This window comes from Geopseudomonas aromaticivorans (assembly GCF_019097855.1).
Classification (GTDB): Bacteria; Pseudomonadota; Gammaproteobacteria; order Pseudomonadales; family Pseudomonadaceae; genus Geopseudomonas; species Geopseudomonas aromaticivorans.
The window spans coordinates 47,779-68,542 of record NZ_JAHRGL010000015.1; the positions used below are offsets into that span (position 1 = coordinate 47,779).

Consider the following 20,764-nt stretch of genomic DNA (forward strand, 5'->3'; position numbering starts at 1 on the left):
TTTCGGGCCGGTCGCTGCCCGGGAAACGACATCGGCCAGAGGATCTGGCCGATGCGTGGATTGCGGAGCGTGAGCGGATCAGGCGGAGATCGGCGTGCGCCAGTCGTCGGAGCCGGAGGTACCGGAGACCTCGTGGGTCCAGACGATCTTGCGGTAGGTGAAGTAGACGTCTTCGAGGTGGGTGAAGTGCGCCATGTTCGGGTCCTGGCAGTTCGGCATGCGCGACTGCACGTCGACGATGATGGCGTCGTGCAGTTCGATGGTGAAGTAGTGCTCCTGGGTGCCGGTGGCGGAGGTGCGGTACCACTCCAGGCGGCACTTGGTCAGGCGCTCGCCGGAGGTGAGGGCGTTGAACAGCAGCGGCGAGGATTTGTCGAACACCTTGGTGATCATCAGCGGCTTGTGCACGCGCTGGCCGGTCGGCTGGCCGGACTGCGGGTCGCGCGGGATGATCACCTGGTGCTGGAAGGCTTCGACGAGGATCTGGTCTTCATGACCTTCCTGGAAGATGTTGCCGACCGAGCCTTCGGTGAAGGTGCCAGCGGTAATCAGACCTTGCTTGGTGCCTTCGATGGACAGGTACGCGGGTGTTGGCATGGGGGCTCTCCTTTGCCTGGGTCTTGGACCGGATCGGTCCGGGAGCCCGGGTGGTCGCAAGCGCCGTGCCAGCCTGGTTTATTCCTTTGTAAACAATGGCTTGCGCTCCATGGGCGGGGGTGTGGCCCGGCGCAGTGTGGCCGGCGTCACCAAAGTCTGCGCAACAGCCTGCGCAGTGCTGTGCAGGAAGTGGCGCACTGGGCTGCGGGCCCGGCAGGGCAAGGCTTGCCGCGGATTCCGGGGGGCTGGCCGGCGCGGCGCCTGTGCCAAAAGCTGCACAGCGCGCGGCGCTGGCTGGCGTGGCAGCGACGTGCAGGGAAGTCGCTTGAGTTGGCCTGCTGGCGGGTACAATGGCGGCCCTGTCCAATCGCGGGAGAGTCCTGTGGAGAAGATCAAAGGCGCCCTGGTGGTGGGCGCGCTGCGGCTGGTTGCCGCCCTGCCCTGGTCCGCCGTGCAGGGCCTAGGCGCGGCCATCGGCTGGCTGATGTGGAAGCTGCCCAACGGTTCGCGCGAGGTGGTGCGCATCAACCAGGCCAAGTGCTTCCCCGAGCTGGGCGCCGCCGAGCGCGAGGCGCTGCTCGGCCGCACGCTGAAGGACATCGGCAAAACCTTCACCGAGAGCGCCTGCGCGTGGATCTGGCCGCCGCAGAAGTCGCTGGCGCTGGTCAAGGAAGTCGAGGGCCTCGAGGTGCTCGAGGCGGCGCTGGCCAGCGGCAAGGGCGTGGTCGGCATCACCAGCCACCTGGGCAACTGGGAAGTGCTCAACCACTTCTACTGCAACCAGTGCAAGCCGATCATCTTCTACCGCCCGCCCAAGCAGAAGGCGGTGGACGAGCTGCTGCAGCGCCAGCGCGTGCAGATGGGCAACCGGGTGGCGCCGTCGACCAAGGAAGGCATCCTCAGCGTGATCAAGGAGGTGCGCCGCGGCGGCGCGGTGGGCATTCCCGCCGATCCGGAGCCGAGCGAAGGCAGCGGCCTCTTCGTGCCGTTCTTCGCCGTGCAGGCGCTGACCAGCAAGTTCGTGCCGGGCATGCTGGCCGGGCACAAGGCGGTCGGCGTGTTCCTGCATGCGATCCGCCTGGAGGACGGCAGCGGCTTCAAGGTGATCCTCGAGGCGGCGCCGGAGGAGATGTACAGCAAGGACCCGGAAGTCGGCGTGGCGGCGATGAGCCGGATGATCGAGAGCTACGTGCGGCGCTGGCCGAGCCAGTACATGTGGAGCATGAAACGCTTCAAGAAGCGCCCGGTGGGGGAAAAGCGCTGGTACTGAGGGGCCGGCCGGTGCAACCGCCGGCCCCGGAGCGGCGCAACTGCACCTGGTCGGAGGATATGCCGGCGCCGTCTTGCGCCATCTACACTCAATAGACCGTGGTCGGACGTGCTGGACGTTCCGTTCTAGAGGCTGGCAAACCTGCGCAGGCTCCGCATGCGGTTTGTTAGGAGGAAGAGAGCAGCCCTTCGAGGCCTGCGGAGCCTTCGAGCCCCCATGAGCAGCATGAAGGGTCTGCTGGAAACCTGTCCGCTGGCGGCTGGCTTGCCGCCGGCGAATCGGTTCCGGGGACCTGCGATGTCGATTCTGCGCGCGTTGATCGTCGCCCTGCTGGTGGCGCTGGTGGGGTGTGCCGCTCGCGAGCGCCCTCCCGTCGCGCCTCCTCCGGTGGTGATTGCGCAAAGTACCTGGCGGCAGGTCGACCGCGACATCTTCGTCGCCTCGCAGGAGGCCTCAGGGGAGGCCTCGGGTTACGCCCGCGACCTCATGCAGCGCTGGAGGACCCTCGTCTACCAGCGCAGCGAGGCGGAGTTCATTCCGTGGTTTTCCAGCTACTGGACCCGGCAATGGCTGACCATGAAGGTGACCTGGTACCAGCTGAACGCCGGGGGCGAGACGGGGCCGGTGGTGGATCGCCTGGCGCTCTATCTGCAGGAGCAATACCAGGCGCGCGTGCTGGAGCCCGTCGCCAAGCAGGTCAGTCCCGCCTGGATCATGGCGCAGACGACGCAACTCTACGTCCGTCTGCTCCGCGAGCAACTGCAAGGCATTGCGCCGCGCTATGGTGTCCCTGTGGAGCAATTCGCCACCCACCTCCAGGACATTCCCGCCATCGCGCTGGCGCCGCCAGCCAGCCTCGACGCGTCGCTCTACCAGCTGGTCAGCGCCGAGCCGATCGACAGTCAGCCGGCCTATGTGGCCCTGGTCGAGCGCCTCCAGCAGGCCCGTGCTGGCCCGGGAGCCTGGTCGGCGGACGCCGGCATCTCGTCACTGGCAAAGCAGACGAGCGAGAGCCTGGTGGCCGAACGCACCCGCGGTGTCGCAGGAACTGTTTCCTCGATGGTCGGCCGGGTAGCCGGCACGGTTATTTCGCTGGGAGTCGCGGGCTTCAGCGCCCTCGTGCGTGAAAACGAGCGGCCGAAAATGGAGGCGCAGCTGCGCAAAAACCTCAACGCCGCCTTTGACGAAGAGTGGCTGGACCTGCTGCGCAACCCCGCCACGGGGGTGCTGGCCGGGGTCAACCACATGGCCGGACAAATCGAGGGCGGCCTCGCCGACAGCGTCATGCAGCCGGCCCACGTCGAACCGCTCCCGCCAACCGTTCTCGTGCCCGGCGAGCCACCTCGACAAGACGGCCAGAAAGACGACGAGACGTTCTACCGGCTGTGGTAGCGCGCAGGCATGGCCCGGCACGGCCATCAGCGGCGGCGGATGACGATGGACTGACCGTCAGCGGGGCCTACGCCGGCCGCGGCTTGTCCAGCTTGCGGAGAAACACCGCCATCTCCTTTTCCGCCTGCTTGTCGCCGTGGCGGCGGGCGGCGTCCAGGCCCTGCTGCCAGGCGCTGCGCGCCGTCTCGGCGGCGCCGAGGGCGGCGTGGGCCTTGCCCAGCAGCTTCCAGGCAGCGGAGTAGCCGGGGTCGAACTCCACGCAGCGCTGCAGGTGGACGACCGCCTGCGCGGCGTCCCCGGCATCCAGGTGGGCGTTGCCGAGGCCGAAGCGCAGCAGGGCGTTGTCGTGGCCGGCGGCCAGTAGTTTTTCCAGGGCGGCGACGGTGGTCATTTTTTACCTGCGCAAAGTCGGTTGACGATCTTAGCAGCATGGCCGATGCGCAGCCGATCGTGGGCAGACTTTCAATAGCGCCAGAACGCCGGCGACAGCAGCACCACCAGCGAGAACACCTCGAGGCGGCCGAGGATCATCGCCAGGCTGAGCAGCAGCTTGGCGCTGTCCGGCAGGCCGGCATAGTTGGCGCTGGCGGCACCGAGGGTGGCGCCGAGGTTGTTCATGCACGAGGCCAGGCTGGAGAAGGCGGTGACCGGGTCGAGGCCGGTGCCGAGCAGCAGCAGCATCAGGCCGAAGAAGGTGACCATGTACATGGCGCAGAAGCCCCACACCGACTCGATCACCCGGTCGGGCACCTTGCGCCGGCCCATCTTCACCCCGAACACGCCGTTGGGATGCAGCAGGCGCTGGATCTCGCGCTGGCCCTGGCGCACCACCAGCATGGCGCGCATCACCTTCATGCCACCGCCGGTGGAGCCGGCGCAGGCGCCGATGAAGGTGGTGTACAGCAGCAGGAACGGCAGGAAGCTCGGCCACACGCTGAAGTCGTCGACGCCGAAGCCGGTGGTGGTGAATACCGAGACCACCTGGAAGGCGGCGTAGCGCACCGAGTCCAGCGGGTCGTCGTGATGGCTGTAGAGCAGCAGGATCAGGGTAGTGATGGCGAACACCGAGAGCAGCAACCTGAGGTAGGTCATGCACTCGGGATCGCGCAGGTAGGCCTTCAGCGAGCGGCTGCGCAGGGCGAGGAAGTGCAGGGCGAAGTTCATCCCCGAGGCGGCCATGAAGAAGATGCAGATGACCTCGATCAGCGCGCTGTCGAAGTAGCCGATGCTGGCGTCGTGGGTGGACAGGCCGCCGATGGAGATGGTGGCGAAGCTGTGGCCGACGGCATCGAACAGGTTCATGCCGGCGGCCCAGTAGGCCAGCGCGCAGGCGACGGTCAGGCCGCAGTAGATCAGCCACAGGGTCTTGGCGGTGTCGGCGATGCGCGGCGACAGCTTGTTGTCCTTCAGCGGCCCGGGCATCTCGGCGCGGTACAGCTGCATGCCGCCGATGCCGAGCATCGGCATCACCGCCACCGCCAGCACCACGATACCCATGCCGCCCAGCCACTGCAGCTGCTGGCGGTAGTAGAGGATCGAGCGGGGCATGGCGTCGAGGCCGCTGAGCACGGTGGCGCCGGTGGTGCTCAGGCCGGAGAAGGCCTCGAACAGCGCATCCACCGGGCCCATGTGCGGCCGCTCGCCGAGCAGGAAGGGGATGGCGCCGAAGCTGCCGAGGACGAACCAGAACAGCGCGGTGATCAGGTAGCCGTCGCGCACCCGCAGCTCGCCGCGCGCGCGGTGCACCGGCAGCCAGATCAGCGCGCCGGTCACCAGGGTGATGGCGAACGACCAGACGAAGCTGCGCCAGGTCTCGTCGCCGTCATGCACGCCCAGCAGCATGGGCGGCAGGTGGGTGATGCTGAAGATCATCAGCAGGAGGCCGAGAATGCGGCAAATGACGGCGTAGTGCATGGGCTGGGGTTACCGGCGCAGTGGCGTGGGGCGTTGGCCGCGGGGCAGGCCGCCCCGCTGCGCCGCAGGGTCAGAAGAAGGTCAGGCCCGCCTGGAACAGGCGTTCCACGTCGCGGATATGCTTCTTGTCGACCAGGAACAGGATGACGTGGTCGCCCGACTCGATCAGCGTTTCGCCGTGGGCGATCAGCACCTCGTCGGCGCGCACGATGGCGCCGATGGTGGTGTCCGGCGGCAGCGGCACGTCGGCGACCTTGCGGCCGACCACCTTGCTCGAGCGCGAGTCGCCGTGGGCGATCGCCTCGATGGCCTCGGCGGCGCCGCGGCGCAGCGAGTGCACGGCGACGATGTCGCCGCGGCGCACGTGGGTCAGCAGGGTACCGATGGTTGCCTGCTGCGGGCTGATGGCGATGTCGATCTCGCCGCCCTGGATCAGATCGACGTAGGCCGGGTTGCTGATCAGGCTCATCACCTTGCGCGCGCCGAGGCGCTTGGCCAGCAGCGAGGACATGATGTTGGCCTCGTCGTCGTTGGTCAGGGCGAGGAAGATGTCGGCGTCGGCGATGTTCTCCTCGACCAGCAGGTCGCGGTCGGAGGCGCTGCCCTGCAGGACGATGGTGCTTTCCAGGGCGTCGGACAGGTAGCGGCAGCGCGCCGGGCTCATCTCGATGATCTTGACCTGGTAGCGGGTCTCGATGGCCTCGGCCAGGCGCTCGCCGATATGGCCGCCGCCGGCGATCACCACCTTGCGGTGGCTGTCCTCGACCCGGCGCAGCTCGCCCATCACCGCGCGGATATGGCTGCGCGCGGCGATGAAGAACACCTCGTCGTCGGCCTCGATCACCGTGTCGCCCTGCGGGATGAGCGGCCGATCGCGGCGGTAGATGGCCGCCACACGGGCGTCGATGGTCGGCATGTGCTCGCGGATCTGCTTGAGCTGCTGGCCGACCAGCGGGCCGCCGTAGTAGGCGCGCACACCGACCAGCTGGGCCTTGCCCTCGGCGAAGTCGAGCACCTGCAGGGCGCCGGGGTATTCGATCAGGCGGCGGATGTAGTTGGTCACTTCCTGTTCCGGGCTGATCAGCACGTCGACCGGGATCGCCTCGTTGCTGAACAGGCCGGCGCGGGTCAGGTAGGCCGCCTCGCGCACCCGGGCGATCTTGGTCGGGGTGTTGAACAGGGTGTAGGCGACCTGGCAGGCGATCATGTTGGTTTCGTCGCTGTTGGTCACCGCCACCAGCATGTCGGCGTCGTCGGCGCCGGCCTGGCGCAGCACGGTCGGGTACGAGCCCTTGCCCTGGATGGTGCGGATGTCCAGGCGGTCGCCGAGGTCGCGCAGGCGCTCGCCGTCGGTATCGACCACGGTGATGTCGTTGGCCTCGCTGGCCAGGTGTTCGGCTAGGCTGCCGCCGACCTGGCCGGCGCCGAGAATGATGATCTTCATCCGACTACTCCTTGCGCGCGCGGCTGGGGCGCGGCGGCAATCTTGATCAGCTTGGCGTAATAGAAGCCGTCGTGGCCGTCGATCTGGGCCAGCAGCTGGCGGCCGTGCGGCTGCTTGACCCCGAACGGGCCGGGGATGTCCAGCTCGCGGGCACCGGGGGTGCGGGCGAGGAAGGCGCCGATTACCTCGGTGTTCTCGGTCGGCAGGCTCGAGCAGGTGGCGTACAGCAGCACGCCGCCGACCTCCAGGGTCGGCCACAGGGCGTCGAGCAGCTCGCCCTGCAGGGCGGCCAGGGCGAGGATGTCGTCGGCCTGGCGGGTCAGCTTGATGTCCGGATGACGGCGGATCACCCCGGTGGCCGAGCAGGGCGCATCGAGGAGGATGCGCTGGAACGGCTGGCCGTCCCACCACTGGCCGACGGCGCGGGCATCGGCGGCGACCAGGCGGGCGTCCAGCTGCAGGCGGGCAAGGTTCTCGCGCACCCGCACCAGGCGGCTCTCTTCCAGGTCGACGGCGGTGACGCTGAGGGTCGGCTCGGCCTCCAGCAGGTGGCAGGTCTTGCCGCCGGGCGCGCAGCAGGCGTCCAGCACGCGCAGGTTCGGCTGCAGCTCGAGCAGGTCGGCGGCCAGCTGGGCGGCCTCGTCCTGCACGCTGACCCGCCCGGCGGCGAAGCCCGGCAGGGTGGTGACGTCGCACGGCGTGGCCAGCTGCACGCCGTCGCGGCTGAACGGGCAGGCGCGGGCATCGATGCCGGCGGCGGCCAGCTCGGCGAGATAGGCGTCACGGCTGCCGTGGCGGCGGTTGACCCGTAGGGTCAGCGGTGGATGGCTGTTGTTGGCCGCGCAGATGGCTTCCCAGTCCGCCGGCCAGTGCGCCTTGAGCGCCTTCTGCAGCCAGCGTGGATGGGCGGTGCGCGCCGCCGGGTCCCTTTCCAGTTCGGCGAGCAGCGCCTCGCCCTCGCGCTGGGCGCGGCGCAGCACGGCGTTGAGCAGGCCCTTGGCCGAGGACTTCTTCAGCTTGTCGACGCAGCCGACCGTCTCGCCGATCGCCGCATGGGCGGGAATCCGCGTGTACAGCAGCTGGTACAGGCCGATCAGCAGCAGCGCCTCGAGGTCCTTGTCGCCGGCCTTGAACGGCTTCTGCAGCAGCTTGTCGGCGAGTAGCGCCAGACGCGGCTGCCAGCGCGCGGTGCCGAAGGCCAGCTCCTGGGTCAGGCCGCGGTCGCGGGCCTCGACCTTGTCCAGCTGCGCCGGCAGCGCGCTGCCCAGCGAGGCCTTGCCGGCGAGCACGGCGCCGAGGGCGCGGGCGGCGGCCAGCCGCGGATTGACGCTCATCAGGCCAGCACCTGGCCGGTGGCGAACTGCTCGCGGCGGCTGTTGTACAGATCGCTGAAGGCCAGCGGCTTGCCACCGGGCAATTGCAGGCGGGTCAGGCGCAGCGCGCCCGTGCCGCAGGCCACGGTGAGACCGTCGCGGCTGGCGTCGAGGATGGTGCCGGGCGCGCCCTGCTCCTCACCGAGTTCGGCGGCGTACACCTTGAGCGCGGCCTCGCCCAGGGTGGTATGGCAGATCGGCCAGGGGTTGAAGGCGCGCACCAGACGCTCCAGCTCCACCGCCGGGCGGCTCCAGTCGAGGCGCGCCTCGTCCTTGTTGAGCTTGTGGGCGTAGGTGGCCAAGGCGTCCTCCTGCACCTCGCCGTGCAGGGTGCCGGCGGCCAGCTGCGGGATGGCTGCGACCACCGCGGCGGCGCCCAGCTCGGCCAGGCGGTCGTGCAGGCTGCCGCCGGTGTCGTCAGCACTGATCGGGGTGGTCACCTTGAGCAGCATCGGCCCGGTGTCCAGGCCCGCCTCCATGCGCATCACGGTGACCCCGGACTCGGCATCGCCGGCCTGCACCGCGCGTTGGATCGGCGCGGCGCCGCGCCAGCGCGGCAGCAAGGATGCGTGGCTGTTGATGCAGCCCAGACGCGGGATGTCCAGCACCACCTGCGGCAGGATCAGGCCGTAGGCCACCACCACCAGCAGGTCGGGCGCCAGCGCGGCCAGCTCGGCCTGGGCCGCCGGATCGCGCAGGGTCGCCGGCTGCAGCACGGGGATGTCGTGGGCGACGGCAAGCTGCTTGACCGGGCTGGCCATCAGCTTCTGGCCGCGGCCGGCCGGGCGGTCGGGCTGGGTGTACACCGCCACCGGGGTCTGGCCTGCATCGAGCAGGGCCTGCAGGTGGCGGGCGGCAAATTCCGGGGTACCGGCGAAGACGATGCGCAGGGGCTGGCTCATGGGGCTCGCTCAAGAAAAAAGGCTTGCCGCGGGCAAGCCTTCTGGTGAATCAGGAGTGTTGCAGGCGATGCTGTTTTTCCAGCTTCTTCTTGATCCGGTCGCGCTTGAGGGCGGACAGATAGTCGACGAACAGCTTGCCGTTGAGGTGGTCGCACTCGTGCTGGATGCACACGGCGAGCAGGCCCTCGGCGATTTCCTCGAACGGCTGGCCGTCGCGGTCCAGCGCCTTGATCCGCACCTGCAGCGGGCGGTCGACGTTCTCGTAGAAACCGGGGACCGACAGGCAGCCTTCCTGGTAGGGGCCGAGGTCGTCGGTGAGGACTTCCAGCTCGGGGTTGATGAACACCCGCGGCTCGCTCTTGTCCTCGGACAGGTCCATCACCACCAGGCGCAGGTGCACGTTGACCTGGGTCGCCGCCAGGCCGATGCCCGGCGCGGCGTACATGGTTTCGAACATGTCGTCGACCAGCTGGCGCAGGGCGTCGTCCACCGCGGTCACCGGCTTGGCGAGGGTGCGCAGCCGGGGATCGGGGAATTCGAGAATGTTCAGGATCGCCATATGCGTTTGTGATGCACTTGTGGAATAAATCGAAAACCGGCTGATAAGATGCCCGGCAGCTCGAAAAACGGCTCCAGGCCGCGTCTTTCGCCGGCCAGCGCACGTTTTGTGTGTCGGCACATGATAAAGGGATTCACCTCATGAGGAAAACATTAGTCGCCCTGCTGCTGATGGCGGCTGGCAGCCTGGCCCAGGCCGAAGTCCAGCTCAAGGATGGCCACCCGCAGAACTACACCGTGGTGCGCGGCGACACCCTGTGGGACATCTCCGGCAAGTTCCTGAAGCAGCCGTGGAAGTGGCCGGAAATCTGGCAAGTCAACCCGCAGGTGCAGAATCCCAACCTGATCTACCCGGGCGATGTGCTCAGCCTGAGCTATGTCGACGGCCAGCCGCGCATCCAGCTCAACCGCGGCGCCTCGCGCGGCACCATCAAGCTGTCGCCCACGGTGCGCAGCACGCCGATGGCCGAGGCGATCCCGACCATCCCGCTGGAGAAGATCAACAGCTTCCTGCTCAGCAACCGCATCGTCGACAGCGAGGCCGAGTTGTCGCAGGCGCCGTACATCGTCGCCGGCAACGCCGAGCGCGTGGTCAGCGGCGCTGGCGACCGCATCTACGCCCGCGGCGCCTTCTCTGGCGGCGAGCAGGCCTACGGCCTGTACCGCCAGGGCAAGACCTACAGCGACCCGCAGAGCGGCGAAGTCCTCGGCATCAACGCCGACTACATCGGCGGCGGCGAGGTGGTGGCCGAGGACGGCGACATCGCCACCCTCAACCTGACCCGCACCAACCAGGAAGCCCGTCTGGGCGACCGCCTGCTGCCCACCGAGGAGCGCGCGATCAGCTCGACCTTCCAGCCCAGCGAGCCGAGCAGCGAGATCGACGGCCGGATCATCGACGTGCCGCGCGGGGTGAGCCAGATCGGTCTGTACGACGTGGTGACCCTGGACAAGGGCATGCGCGATGGCCTCAGCGAAGGCAACGTGCTGGCGGTGTACAAGACCGGCGAAACCGTGCGCGACCGCATCACCGGCGAGAGCGTGAAGATCCCCGACGAGCGCTCCGGCCTGCTGATGGTGTTCCGCACCTACGACAGGCTCAGCTACGGCCTGGTACTCAACGCCACCCGCTCGCTGGCGGTGCAGGACAAGATCCGCAATCCGTAATCCCGCCCTCGTTCCGAGCGCGACCGACACGCCCCGCATGCGGGGCGTTGTCTTTTGGGCGGCGGCATCCTAGGCTCGGCGCCTGCCCCTTCTTTCCCGATCAAGGACGATCGTCATGCCCTATCCCGCCGCCCCGTCGCCGGCCGAACTGGAGGCCCGCCTGCGCCTGCATGGCCTGCCGGAGATCGGTCCGCGGCGCTTTCGCCGCCTGCTCGAGGTGTTCGGTTCGGCCAGCGCCGCCCTCAGCGCGCCGGCTTCCGCCTGGCAGTCCCTCGGCCTGCCGCAGGGCGCCGCCCTGGCGCGGCGCAGCACGCCGGTGCGCGACCAGGCGGCACGCGCCCTGGCCTGGCTGGAGCAGCCCGGACAGCACCTGCTGTGCCATGACGATCCGGGCTATCCCGCCCTGCTGGCCGAACTGAGCGACGCCCCGCCGCTGCTGTGGGTCGCCGGCGATCCGGCGCTGCTCGAGCGCCCGCAACTGGCCATGGTCGGCAGCCGCCAGGCCAGCCGGCCGGGGCTGGACAGCGCGGCGGCCTTCGCCCGCAGCCTGGCTGGCGGCGGCTTCGTGGTCACCAGCGGGCTGGCGCTGGGCATCGACGGCGCCGCCCACCTCGGCGCCCTGGAGGTCGGCGGCGCCACCGTGGCGGTGCTCGGCACCGGCCTCGAGTGCCTGTACCCGAAACGCCACGCCGGTCTGGCCGCGCGCATCGTCGCCGAGGGCGGCGCGCTGGTCTCCGAGCTGCCACTCGACGCGCCGCCGCACGCCAGCAACTTCCCGCGGCGCAACCGCATCATCAGCGGCCTGTCGCTCGGCGTGCTGGTGGTCGAGGCCAGCCCGTCCAGCGGCTCGCTGATCACCGCGCGGCTGGCGGCGGAACAGGGCCGCGAGGTGTTCGCCATTCCCGGCTCGATCCACCATCCCGGGGCGCGCGGCTGCCACCAGCTGATCCGCGAAGGCGCCCAGCTGGTGGAGAAAGTCGAGGATATTCTCGAGGCGCTGCGCGGCTGGCAGCGCCTGCCGGCCCAGGCACTGCCGCGCCAGCAGGCCATCGACCTCGTCGACGAGCCGCCGCTGCTCGCCCTGCTGCGCGCCGCGCCGCAGAGCAGCGAGGCATTGGCGGTGAGCAGCGGCCTGGCCCTGCCCGAGTTGCTCGCCCAGCTCACCGAGCTGGAGCTGGACGGGCGCATCGTCTGCGACAACGGCTGCTGGGTCTGTCGCGGCTGAGCGCTGGCCGGCGCGGCGGCGTGCCGAGGCTCGCGGTGCTGCCGTCAGCAGGTAAACTGCAGCGCAGTTTTCCTGGGATGCGGAGTGGATCATGGTTGGGCAGTGGCGGGTACAGCAGGCGGCGCGGGCGGTAGCTGAGGGCGGCGTGATCGCCTATCCCACCGAGGCAGTGTGGGGGCTGGGCTGCGACCCGTGGAACCCCGACGCCGTGTATCGCCTGCTGGCGCTCAAGGCGCGCCCGGTGGAGAAGGGCCTGATCCTGGTCGCCGCAGATATCGCCCAATTCGACTTCCTGATCCACGACCTGCCGCCGGCCTGGCGCGCACAGCTGCAGCTCAGCTGGCCGGGAGCGAACACCTGGCTGGTGCCGCATCAGGATCGCCTGCCCGAGTGGATCAGCGGGATGCACGACAGCGTGGCCCTGCGGGTCAGCGCCCACCCGCTGGTGCGCGAACTGTGCAGCCACACCGGGCCGCTGGTGTCGACCTCGGCCAACCCGGCCGGCCGGCCGGCGGCGCGTTCGCGCCTGCGCGTCGAGCAATACTTCGGCGGCCAGCTCGACGCCGTGCTCGGCGGCGCCCTGGGCGGGCGGCGCAACCCCAGCCTGATCCGCGACCTGCGCACGGGACAGGTGATCCGCCCGTCCTGAGTGACGGGCGGTTGCACGGTTACGGCAGCAGGATGGTCGAGCCGGTGGTCTGCCGCGCGGCCTGCGCGGCCTGCGCCTGGCCGGCGTCGGCCAGCGCGTAGCGCTGGTCGATCTCCACCTGCAGGCTGCCGTCGGCCACCCGCGCGTACAGCTCGGCGGCCATGGCGCGCAGGCGTTCGGCGGTATCGGCGTAGCCGACCAGGGTCGGCCGGGTGACGAACAGGCAGCCCTTCTGCGCCAGCACGCCGAGGTTGACCCCGGTGACCGGCCCGGAGGAGTTGCCGAAGCTGACCAACAGGCCGCGCCGGGCCACGCAGTCCAGCGAGGTCTCCCAGGTGTCCTTGCCCACCGAGTCGTAGACCACCGGACACTTGGCGCCATTGGTCAGCTCCAGCACCCGCTCCACCACGTTTTCGCGGCTGTAGTCGATGGTTGCCCAGGCGCCCAGCGCCTGGGCGCGCGCGGCCTTCTCGGCCGAGCCCACGGTGCCGATCAGCTTCACCCCCAGCGCCTTGGCCCACTGGCAGGCCAGGCTGCCGACGCCGCCGGCGGCGGCGTGGAACAGGATGGTCTCGCCGCCCTCGAGCTGGCCGATCTGGCGCAGCAGGTACTGCACGGTCAGGCCCTTGAGGGTCACCGCGGCGGCCTGCTCGAAGCTCACCGCGTCCGGCAGCGGTACCAGCACGTCGGCCGGCAGGGTGTGCAGTTCGGCGTAGGAGCCCTGCGGGCCGGTGGCGTAGGCCACGCGGTCGCCGACCTGGAACTCGCGCACCGCGCTGCCCACCGCCTCGACCACCCCGGCGCCCTCGCTGCCGAGGCCCGAGGGCAGCTCCAGCGGGTACAGGCCGTTGCGGAAGTAGATGTCGATGAAGTTCAGGCCGATGGCGCGGTTGCGCACCAGCACCTCGTGCGGGCCGGGGGCGGCGGGGCTGAAGTCGACGTACTCGAGCACTTCGGGGCCGCCATGGCGGCTGAGCTGGATGCGTTTGGTCACGGCCGGGAATCCTCGTGGCAGATGGCAAGGCGCCCATCCAAGCCTGCGCCATGGCCTGCGTCAAGCGCGGGGTGCAAAACGCGGTGGTATGCTTGCCGCCTGATTGCGCCGCAGCCCAGGGGCCGTGCGGCCAGACCCGGATCCGAGGTGACTTGTGACTGACCGTATCGCGGCCGTGAAGGCCTACCTGCTCGACCTGCAAGACCGTATCTGCGCTGCCCTCGAGGCCGAGGACGGTGGCACGCGCTTTCGCGAGGAAGCCTGGGAGCGTCCGGGCGGCGGCGGTGGCCGTACCCGCGTGCTGGAGAACGGCGCACTGATCGAGAAGGGCGGGGTCAACTTCTCCCACGTGTTCGGCGACGGCCTGCCGCCCTCGGCCAGCGCCCACCGCCCCGAGCTGGCCGGCCGCAGCTTCCAGGCCCTCGGCGTGTCGCTGGTGATCCACCCGGAAAACCCCCACGTGCCGACCTCGCACGCCAACGTGCGGCTGTTCTGTGCCGAGAAGGCCGGCGAGGAGCCGGTGTGGTGGTTCGGCGGCGGCTTCGACCTGACCCCCTACTACGCCCACGAGGAAGATTGCATCGAGTGGCACCGCGTGGCGCGCGCCGCCTGCGAGCCATTCGGCGCCGACGTCTACCCGCGCTACAAGGCCTGGTGCGACCGCTACTTCCACCTCAAGCACCGCGGCGAGCCGCGCGGCATCGGCGGCCTGTTCTTCGACGACCTCAACGAGTGGGACTTCGACACCTGCTTCGCCTTCATCCGCGCGGTGGGCGACGCCTACATCGAGGCCTACCTGCCGATCGTGCGTAAGCGCAAGGCCACCCCGTTCACCGAGGCGCAGCGCGAGTTCCAGGCCTTCCGCCGCGGCCGCTACGTCGAGTTCAACCTGGTCTACGACCGCGGCACCCTGTTCGGCCTGCAGTCCGGCGGGCGCACCGAGTCGATCCTCATGTCGCTGCCGCCGATCGTGCGCTGGGGCTACGACTGGAAGCCCGAGCCGGGCAGCGAGGAAGCGCGGCTGACCGAGTACTTCCTGCAGGACCGCGACTGGCTGGCCGAGAGCGCCTGACCCCTTTAGCCCCGTAGGGTGGAAAACGACCGCAGGTCTTTTCCACCGTCGTCGATGCCCAGAGTGGTGGAAAATCGCTGCGCGAGTTTTCCACCCTACGGTTTCCGCCCGTTCCGAGGACCCCCATGGACCGCTATTGCGTGTTCGGCAACCCCATCGGCCACAGCAAGTCGCCGCTGATCCACCGCCTGTTCGCCGCGCAGACCGGCGAGCCGCTCAGCTACGACGCCCTGCTGGCGCCGCTGGACGACTTCACCGGCTTCGCCCGCGCCTTCTTCGCCGAGGGCCTGGGTGCCAACGTCACCGTGCCGTTCAAGGAAGAGGCCTTCCGCCTGGCTGACGAACTGACCGCGCGCGCCGCGCGCGCCGGCGCGGTGAACACCCTGAAGAAGCTGGACGACGGCCGCCTGCTCGGCGACAACACCGACGGCGCCGGCCTGGTACGCGACCTCACCGTCAACGCCGGCCTCGCGCTGGCCGGCAAGCGCATCCTCCTGCTCGGCGCCGGCGGCGCGGTGCGCGGCGTGCTCGCGCCGCTGCTGGCCGAACAGCCGGCGGAGCTGGTGATCGCCAACCGCACGGTGGCCAAGGCCGAGGAACTGGCGCGCGCCTTCGCCGATCTCGGCCCGCTGCTGGCCAGCGGCTTCGACTGGATCGACGCGCCGGTCGACCTGATTGTCAACGGCACCTCGGCCAGCCTGGCCGGCGAGCTGCCGCCGATCGCGCCGAGCCTGATCCGTCCGGGCCACACGGTGTGCTACGACATTATGTATGCCAAGGAACCGACCGCCTTCAATCGCTGGGCCGCCGAGCACGGCGCGGCGCGCACCCTGGATGGCCTGGGCATGCTGGTTGAGCAGGCCGCCGAGGCGTTCTTCGTCTGGCGCGGCGTGCGCCCGGACTCGGCACCGGTGCTGGCCGAGCTGCGCCGGCTGCTGGCCCAGGGCTGAGCGCGGCGCAGCGCAGAAACGGCCGGGCGCAAGGCCTGGCTCAAGGCTCCCGGTGGCCGGCAGCGATGCTCAGATCACTCCCCGTGCGCGCAGTCCGGCGATGGCCGCGGCATCCAGCCCCAGCCGCTCGCTGAGCACCTGCTCGGTATGCTCGCCGAGCAATGGCGGTGCGTGGCGGTACTCCACCGGGGTGGCCGACAGGCGCAGCGGGCTGGCCACCTGCGCCAGCGTGCCGGCCAGCGGGTGCGCCAGCTCGACCCGCAGCCTGCGGGCCAGCACCTGCGGATCGTTGAACACCTGGGCGAGATCGTTGATCGGCCCGCACGGCACGCCGGCCGCCTCCAGAGCGGCGACCCACTCGGCGGTGGTCTTGAACACCGTGGCCTGGCGAATCAGCGGGATCAACACCTCGCGGTGGGCAACCCGCGCGCTGTTGCTGGCGAAGCGCGGATCGTCGGCCCATTCCGGGTGGCCGGCAACGGCGCAGAAGCGGCGGAACTGGCCGTCGTTGCCGACGGTGAGGATGAAGTCGCCGTCGGCGGTCGGAAAGTCCTGGTACGGCACGATGTTCGGATGGGCGTTGCCCATGCGCCGTGGCGCCACCCCGGTGGTCAGGTAGTTCTGCGCCTGGTTGGCCAGGCAGGCCACCTGCACGTCGAGCAGGGCCAGGTCGATATGCTGGCCTTCGCCGGACTGCTCGCGGTGCGCCAGCGCGCCGAGCACCGCGGTGCTGGCGTACAGCCCGGTGAGCACGTCGGTCAGCGCCACGCCGACCTTCAGCGGCCCGGCGCCCTCCTCGCCCGCGGCGCGCCCGGTCAGGCTCATCAGCCCGCCGAGGCCCTGGATCATGAAGTCGTAGCCGGCGCGCTGGGCGTAGGGACCGTCCTGGCCGAAGCCGGTGATCGAGCAGTAGATCAGCCGCGGATTGATCTCGCGCAGACTGGCGTAGTCGAGGCCGTAGGCGGCCAGGCCGCCGACCTTGAAGTTCTCCAGCAGGATGTCCGACTGCGCCGCCAGGGCGCGGACGATGCGCTGGCCTTCCGCGCAGGTGAAGTCGACGGTCAGCGAGCGCTTGTTGCGGTTGGCGCACAGGAAGTAGGCCGCCTCCGCGGTGTCGCGGCCCGCGGCGTCCTTGAGGAACGGCGGGCCCCAGTGGCGGGTGTCGTCGCCCGCGCCGGGGCGCTCCACCTTGATGACCTCGGCGCCGAGGTCGGCAAGGATCTGCCCGGCCCAGGGGCCGGCCAGCACGCGGGACAGGTCGAGGACGCGCAGATGGGACAGGGCACCGGACATGGACATTGCTCCGTAGGGTGCGCCATGCGCACCGGATAGCGAACGATAGTGCGCGTCAGACACCATACGCCCTAGATGGCGCACCCTACGCCCGCGACGGCGCCGGGTGGCGAGCGCTCAGAAGAACGCCTGGATGCCGGTCTGCGCGCGGCCGAGGATCAACGCGTGGATGTCGTGGGTGCCCTCGTAGGTGTTCACGACCTCGAGGTTGACCAGGTGGCGGGCCACGCCGAACTCGTCGCTGATGCCGTTGCCGCCGAGCATGTCGCGCGCCATCCGTGCGATGTCCAGCGCCTTGCCGCAGCTGTTGCGCTTCATGATCGAGGTGATCTCCACCGCGGCGCTGCCCTCGTCCTTCATCCGCCCCAGGCGCAGGCAGCCCTGCAGGGCCAGGGTGATCTCGGTCTGCATGTCGGCCAGCTTCTTCTGGATCAGCTGGTTGGCGGCCAGCGGGCGGCCGAACTGCTGGCGGTCCAGCACGTACTGGCGGGCGGTATGCCAGCAGGCCTCGGCGGCGCCCAGCGCGCCCCAGCTGATGCCGTAGCGCGCCGAGTTCAGGCAGGTGAACGGACCCTTGAGGCCGCGCACCTCGGGAAAGGCGTTTTCCTCGGGGACGAACACGTTGTCCATGACGATCTCGCCGGTGATCGAGGCGCGCAGGCCGACCTTGCCGTAGATCGCCGGGGTGCTCAGGCCCGCCCAGCCCTTCTCCAGCACGAAGCCGCGGATCTCGCCTTGATCGTCCTTGGCCCACACCACCAACACGTCGGCGATCGGGCTGTTGGTGATCCACATCTTGCTGCCGCTCAGGCGGTAGCCGCCGTCGACCTTGCGGGCGCGGCTGATCATCGCGCCGGGGTCGGACCCAAAGTTCGGCTCGGTCAGGCCGAAGCAGCCGATCCACTCGCCGCTGGCCAGCTTGGGCAGGTACTTCTGCCGGGTGGCTTGGTTGCCGAATTCGAAGATCGGCAGCATCACCAGCGAGGACTGCACGCTGAGCATCGAGCGGTAGCCGGAGTCGATGCGCTCCACCTCGCGGGCGATCAGCCCGTAGCACACGTAGTTGAGACCGCTGCCGCCGTACTCGACCGGGATGGTCGCGCCGAGCAGGCCGGTCTCGCCCATCTCGCGGAAGATCGCCGGATCGGTGTGCTCGTGGCGGAAGGCCTCCAGCACCCGCGGCGCCAGCTTGTCGGCGGCGAACTTGCGGGCGCTGCCCTGCACCATGCGCTCCTCGTCGGTGAGTTGCTGGTCGAGCAGCAGCGGGTCTTCCCAGTTGAAGCGGGCGTTGGCGGCCATGGGCGCAATCCTCGAGATCTTGTTGTCGGTGCGGGGTTGGATGGCTTGATCCTAGGTCGCCGTGGCGCGGGCGGCAAACGAGGATTTCGCACGCTGCTGTGCTAATTTCTCATTCCGAGAAGGCTGCAGGCGGCTTTCTGCCCTGTGGAGAGTGAGGCTGTTGCACATGCGTCGCAAGATCCCCAGCACTGCCGCGCTGGTCGCCTTCGAGTCGGCGGCGCGCCACCAGAGCTTCACCAAGGCCGCCGAGGAGCTGGCGCTGACCCAGAGCGCGGTGTGCCGGCAGATCGCCGCGCTGGAGGCGTTCCTCGGCGTCGAGCTGTTCCGCCGCACCCGCCGCGGCGTCATGCTCACCGAGGAGGGGCTGTCCTACGGCCGGCGCATCGCCGCCCAGCTGGATGCCGTGGAGCGCGACACCCTGGCGGTGATGGGCCAGCAGGGCAGCACCAGCCTGGAGCTGGCGGTGGTGCCGACCTTCGCCACCCAGTGGCTGCTGCCGCGCCTCAAGGACTTCCAGCGCCTGCACCCCGAGGTCACCGTCAACCTGACCAACCGCACCCGGCCGTTCCTGTTCGCCGACACCGAGTTCGACGCCGCGCTGTACTTCGGCGACGGCGACTGGCCGGGTACCGCCGCCGACTTCCTGATGCGCGAGAACCCGCTGCCGGTGTGCAGCCCGGAGCTGCTCGCCCCGCTCGATCGCCTGGACGCCGGCCAGCTCGCCGCCCTGCCGCTGTTGCAGCAGAGCACCCGCCCCTACGCCTGGCGCCAGTGGTTCGGCTCGCTCGGCCTGCAGGTCGAGGGGGATATGCGCGGGCCGCGCTACGAGCTGTTCTCCATGCTCGCCCAGGCCGCCATGCACGGCATGGGCGTGGCGCTGATCCCGCCCTTGATGATCGAGCGCGAGCTGGCCGAGGGCCGCCTGGTGGTGCCGCTGGCGCATGCCCTGCAGCTGAGCGACAAGGCCTACTACCTGGTCATCCCCGAGCGCAAGCTGGAACTGGCGGCGCTGCGCGCCTTCCGCGCCTGGCTGCTCGACCAGGCGCAGCGCTACCGCCAGGAGGCCGGCCTGGCATGAGCCGGCACGAGCGCGGCCGGGCGGTCAGGGTCGGGTGGGCGCGGCGCTCTTCAGCGGCTTCTGCCACTTGCCGCCGCTCTGCTTTTCGCAGAACGGCTGCAGGAAGCGCGCGTCGCTGGCCACGCCGTAGTAGTGGATGTCCTGGCGGTAGGCCGGGCCGCCCGCCTGGGCACCGCTGCAGATGCCGTAGGCCCCCTCGGGGCACTGCTCGACGAACTCGACCTTGATCTCCTGGTCCTTGAGCTTCGGCTGGCAGAAGCCATCGTGGAACAGCCCCTTGGGGATGCTGACGTTCTGCTGGCAGACCTGCACCGCCACGCCCTGGCCCTGGCTGTGCACCATGCAGGCCTCGGCCAGCGCGGGCAGCGGCAGGGCGGCGAGCAGGAAAAGGGCGAGGTGGCGCATGGTCGGGCTCCGCAGTGGCTGGACGGGGCTCCGTGCGGGAGCCGGGCGCGCAGTTTACCTGCCTGGCCGCTGGCTGGCGCGGGCGGCCATCGCGCTTTGCCGGTAAGCTGCGATCTGTCCGGCGCCCGCCGTGTGGGGGCGTTCGGATGACCTTCCTGAGTGGTTGTCCACAGCTCGACACAGGTTACCCCCAGAGTTATCCACAGAAGACCATGCTCAAGCACATCCCCACCCACTTGATCGCCGGCCCGCTGGGCGCCGGCAAGACCACGCTGATCCGCGAGCTGCTGGCGCAGAAGCCGGCGGGCGAGCGCTGGGCGATCCTGATCAACGAGTTCGGCCAGATCGGCCTCGACGCCGCCCTGCTGACCACCAGTGAGGACGGCATCGCCCTCGGCGAGGTGGCCGGCGGCTGCCTGTGCTGCGTCAACGGCGCGCCCTTCCAGGTCGGCCTCGGCCGCCTGCTGCGCCAGGCGCGGCCGGACCGCCTGCTGATCGAGCCGTCCGGGCTAGGCCACCCGGCCGAGCTGCTGCGCCAGCTGCAGGAGGAGCCGTGGCGCGAGGTGCTCAGCGTGCAGCCCAGCGTGGTGGTGCTGGACGCCGCCGCGCTGGCCGCCGGGCGACCGTTGCCGCCGGCGCAGCAGGCGGCGCTGGGCGACGCCGGCCTGCTGCTGCTGAACAAGAGCGAATCGCTGGATGCCACCGCCCGCGCCCTGCTCGCCGCCCAGCTGCCGGCGCGACCGCTGCGCTGGACCGAACAGGGCCGCCTGGCGCTGGCCGAATTGCCGGGCATCCGGGCGACAGCGCAGCAAGGTGGCGAGGAGAAAAAGTTACCCACAGGTGCTGGCAGTCTGCCCGCGCTGTGGAGCGACCCGGCGCAGCCGATCTGTCAGGTTCACGAGGAGGACGGCGGCTGGAGCGTCGGCTGGCGCTGGCACCCCAGCCAACGCTTCGACCGCGACCAGGTCGCCGCCTGGCTGGCCGCCCTGCCCTGGCGGCGCGCCAAGCTGGTTCTGCACGGCGCGGACGGGGGCTGGTACAGCGCCAACGCCCTGGACGGCGCGGCGCTGGCCTGGCGCGCCAGCGAGTGGCGCAAGGATTCGCGGCTGGAGCTGATCTTTGCCACCGCTCAGGATGCGCCGGCGCTGCAGGCCGGACTGGCCGCCTGCCGGGTGTGAAACG

At 69.9% G+C, this 20,764-nt stretch carries 20 protein-coding genes; 9 read left to right on the forward strand and 11 right to left on the reverse strand.

All coding sequences use genetic code 11. The annotated features are described in order from the left end of the window. Nucleotides 1–78: 78 nt before the first annotated feature. The gene (locus KRX52_RS06410; RefSeq protein ID WP_217680635.1) at nucleotides 79–597 is read right to left on the reverse strand and encodes an Hcp family type VI secretion system effector; all 519 of its coding nucleotides are present in this window, start codon (nucleotides 595–597) and stop codon (nucleotides 79–81) included. A 382-nt stretch (nucleotides 598–979) separates the two neighbouring features. Between KRX52_RS06410 and KRX52_RS06415 the strand changes: the two genes are divergently transcribed. Together KRX52_RS06415 and KRX52_RS06420 are read left to right on the forward strand one after the other, a co-directional pair. Beyond that, nucleotides 980–1,867 carry a lysophospholipid acyltransferase gene (locus tag KRX52_RS06415; protein ID WP_217680636.1) on the forward strand — a complete coding sequence of 296 codons (888 nt, stop codon included), beginning with the start codon at nucleotides 980–982 and terminating at the stop codon, nucleotides 1,865–1,867. Between the two features lie 216 nt (nucleotides 1,868–2,083). After that, nucleotides 2,084–3,259 carry a hypothetical protein gene (locus KRX52_RS06420; RefSeq protein WP_217680638.1) on the forward strand — a complete coding sequence of 392 codons (1,176 nt, stop codon included), beginning with the start codon at nucleotides 2,084–2,086 and terminating at the stop codon, nucleotides 3,257–3,259. Between the two features lie 67 nt (nucleotides 3,260–3,326). On the opposite strand, the gene KRX52_RS06425 is transcribed toward KRX52_RS06420, so the two are convergent. The 6 genes from KRX52_RS06425 to def all read right to left on the reverse strand — a co-directional run bounded on the left by KRX52_RS06425 (nucleotide 3,327) and on the right by def (nucleotide 9,451). After that, a complete protein-coding gene (locus KRX52_RS06425) occupies nucleotides 3,327–3,650 on the reverse strand; it encodes a tetratricopeptide repeat protein (RefSeq protein WP_217680640.1) in 324 nt (107 codons plus the stop codon). Nucleotides 3,651–3,721: 71 nt separating this feature from the next. Beyond that, the gene (locus tag KRX52_RS06430) at nucleotides 3,722–5,173 is read right to left on the reverse strand and encodes a TrkH family potassium uptake protein (protein ID WP_217680642.1); all 1,452 of its coding nucleotides are present in this window, start codon (nucleotides 5,171–5,173) and stop codon (nucleotides 3,722–3,724) included. Nucleotides 5,174–5,243: 70 nt separating this feature from the next. Continuing rightward, entirely contained in the window at nucleotides 5,244–6,617 is a 1,374-nt protein-coding gene (trkA, locus tag KRX52_RS06435) for a Trk system potassium transporter TrkA (RefSeq protein WP_217680644.1), read from the reverse strand. Beyond that, nucleotides 6,614–7,951, reverse strand: a complete 1,338-nt coding sequence (rsmB, locus tag KRX52_RS06440; protein ID WP_217680646.1) for a 16S rRNA (cytosine(967)-C(5))-methyltransferase RsmB — start codon at nucleotides 7,949–7,951, stop codon at nucleotides 6,614–6,616. Before rsmB ends, trkA begins: the two co-directional genes overlap by 4 nt. Next, nucleotides 7,951–8,892 carry a methionyl-tRNA formyltransferase gene (gene fmt, locus KRX52_RS06445; RefSeq protein ID WP_217680647.1) on the reverse strand — a complete coding sequence of 314 codons (942 nt, stop codon included), beginning with the start codon at nucleotides 8,890–8,892 and terminating at the stop codon, nucleotides 7,951–7,953. Before fmt ends, rsmB begins: the two co-directional genes overlap by 1 nt. 49 nt (nucleotides 8,893–8,941) lie before the next feature. After that, nucleotides 8,942–9,451 (reverse strand): peptide deformylase, encoded by a 510-nt coding sequence (gene def / locus KRX52_RS06450; protein WP_217680649.1) that lies wholly within the window; start codon nucleotides 9,449–9,451, stop codon nucleotides 8,942–8,944. Nucleotides 9,452–9,591: 140 nt separating this feature from the next. Between def and KRX52_RS06455 the strand changes: the two genes are divergently transcribed. From KRX52_RS06455 to tsaC, 3 genes are all read left to right on the forward strand, one after another. Then, a complete protein-coding gene (locus tag KRX52_RS06455) occupies nucleotides 9,592–10,617 on the forward strand; it encodes a LysM peptidoglycan-binding domain-containing protein (protein ID WP_217680651.1) in 1,026 nt (341 codons plus the stop codon). 115 nt (nucleotides 10,618–10,732) lie between these two features. Next, the gene (dprA, locus tag KRX52_RS06460) at nucleotides 10,733–11,842 is read left to right on the forward strand and encodes a DNA-processing protein DprA (RefSeq protein ID WP_217680653.1); all 1,110 of its coding nucleotides are present in this window, start codon (nucleotides 10,733–10,735) and stop codon (nucleotides 11,840–11,842) included. Nucleotides 11,843–11,933: 91 nt separating this feature from the next. Then, on the forward strand, nucleotides 11,934–12,491 hold the full coding sequence (tsaC, locus tag KRX52_RS06465) for an L-threonylcarbamoyladenylate synthase type 1 TsaC (protein ID WP_217680655.1): 558 nt from the start codon (nucleotides 11,934–11,936) through the stop codon (nucleotides 12,489–12,491). A gap of 19 nt (nucleotides 12,492–12,510) precedes the next feature. Here the strand turns inward: tsaC and KRX52_RS06470 are convergent, their stop codons facing one another. After that, nucleotides 12,511–13,485 carry an NADPH:quinone reductase gene (locus KRX52_RS06470; RefSeq protein ID WP_217680657.1) on the reverse strand — a complete coding sequence of 325 codons (975 nt, stop codon included), beginning with the start codon at nucleotides 13,483–13,485 and terminating at the stop codon, nucleotides 12,511–12,513. Between the two features lie 154 nt (nucleotides 13,486–13,639). On the opposite strand from KRX52_RS06470, the gene hemF reads away from it, so the two are divergent. Beyond that, nucleotides 13,640–14,557, forward strand: a complete 918-nt coding sequence (gene hemF, locus KRX52_RS06475) for an oxygen-dependent coproporphyrinogen oxidase (protein WP_217680665.1) — start codon at nucleotides 13,640–13,642, stop codon at nucleotides 14,555–14,557. 125 nt (nucleotides 14,558–14,682) lie between these two features. Next, nucleotides 14,683–15,507, forward strand: a complete 825-nt coding sequence (gene aroE / locus KRX52_RS06480; RefSeq protein WP_217680667.1) for a shikimate dehydrogenase — start codon at nucleotides 14,683–14,685, stop codon at nucleotides 15,505–15,507. 69 nt (nucleotides 15,508–15,576) lie between these two features. Here the strand turns inward: aroE and KRX52_RS06485 are convergent, their stop codons facing one another. Beyond that, on the reverse strand, nucleotides 15,577–16,800 hold the full coding sequence (locus tag KRX52_RS06485) for a CaiB/BaiF CoA transferase family protein (RefSeq protein ID WP_217680669.1): 1,224 nt from the start codon (nucleotides 16,798–16,800) through the stop codon (nucleotides 15,577–15,579). A 117-nt stretch (nucleotides 16,801–16,917) separates the two neighbouring features. Then, on the reverse strand, nucleotides 16,918–18,099 hold the full coding sequence (locus KRX52_RS06490; RefSeq protein WP_217680671.1) for an acyl-CoA dehydrogenase: 1,182 nt from the start codon (nucleotides 18,097–18,099) through the stop codon (nucleotides 16,918–16,920). A 166-nt stretch (nucleotides 18,100–18,265) separates the two neighbouring features. Here KRX52_RS06490 and KRX52_RS06495 point away from each other — a divergent pair, with 166 nt between their 5' ends. Beyond that, the gene (locus KRX52_RS06495) at nucleotides 18,266–19,177 is read left to right on the forward strand and encodes a LysR family transcriptional regulator (RefSeq protein ID WP_217680678.1); all 912 of its coding nucleotides are present in this window, start codon (nucleotides 18,266–18,268) and stop codon (nucleotides 19,175–19,177) included. Nucleotides 19,178–19,201: 24 nt separating this feature from the next. Here the strand turns inward: KRX52_RS06495 and KRX52_RS06500 are convergent, their stop codons facing one another. Beyond that, a complete protein-coding gene (locus KRX52_RS06500) occupies nucleotides 19,202–19,582 on the reverse strand; it encodes an NADH:ubiquinone oxidoreductase (RefSeq protein WP_217680680.1) in 381 nt (126 codons plus the stop codon). Between the two features lie 212 nt (nucleotides 19,583–19,794). Here KRX52_RS06500 and KRX52_RS06505 point away from each other — a divergent pair, with 212 nt between their 5' ends. After that, nucleotides 19,795–20,760, forward strand: a complete 966-nt coding sequence (locus KRX52_RS06505; RefSeq protein WP_217680681.1) for a CobW family GTP-binding protein — start codon at nucleotides 19,795–19,797, stop codon at nucleotides 20,758–20,760. Nucleotides 20,761–20,764 lie beyond the last annotated feature (4 nt).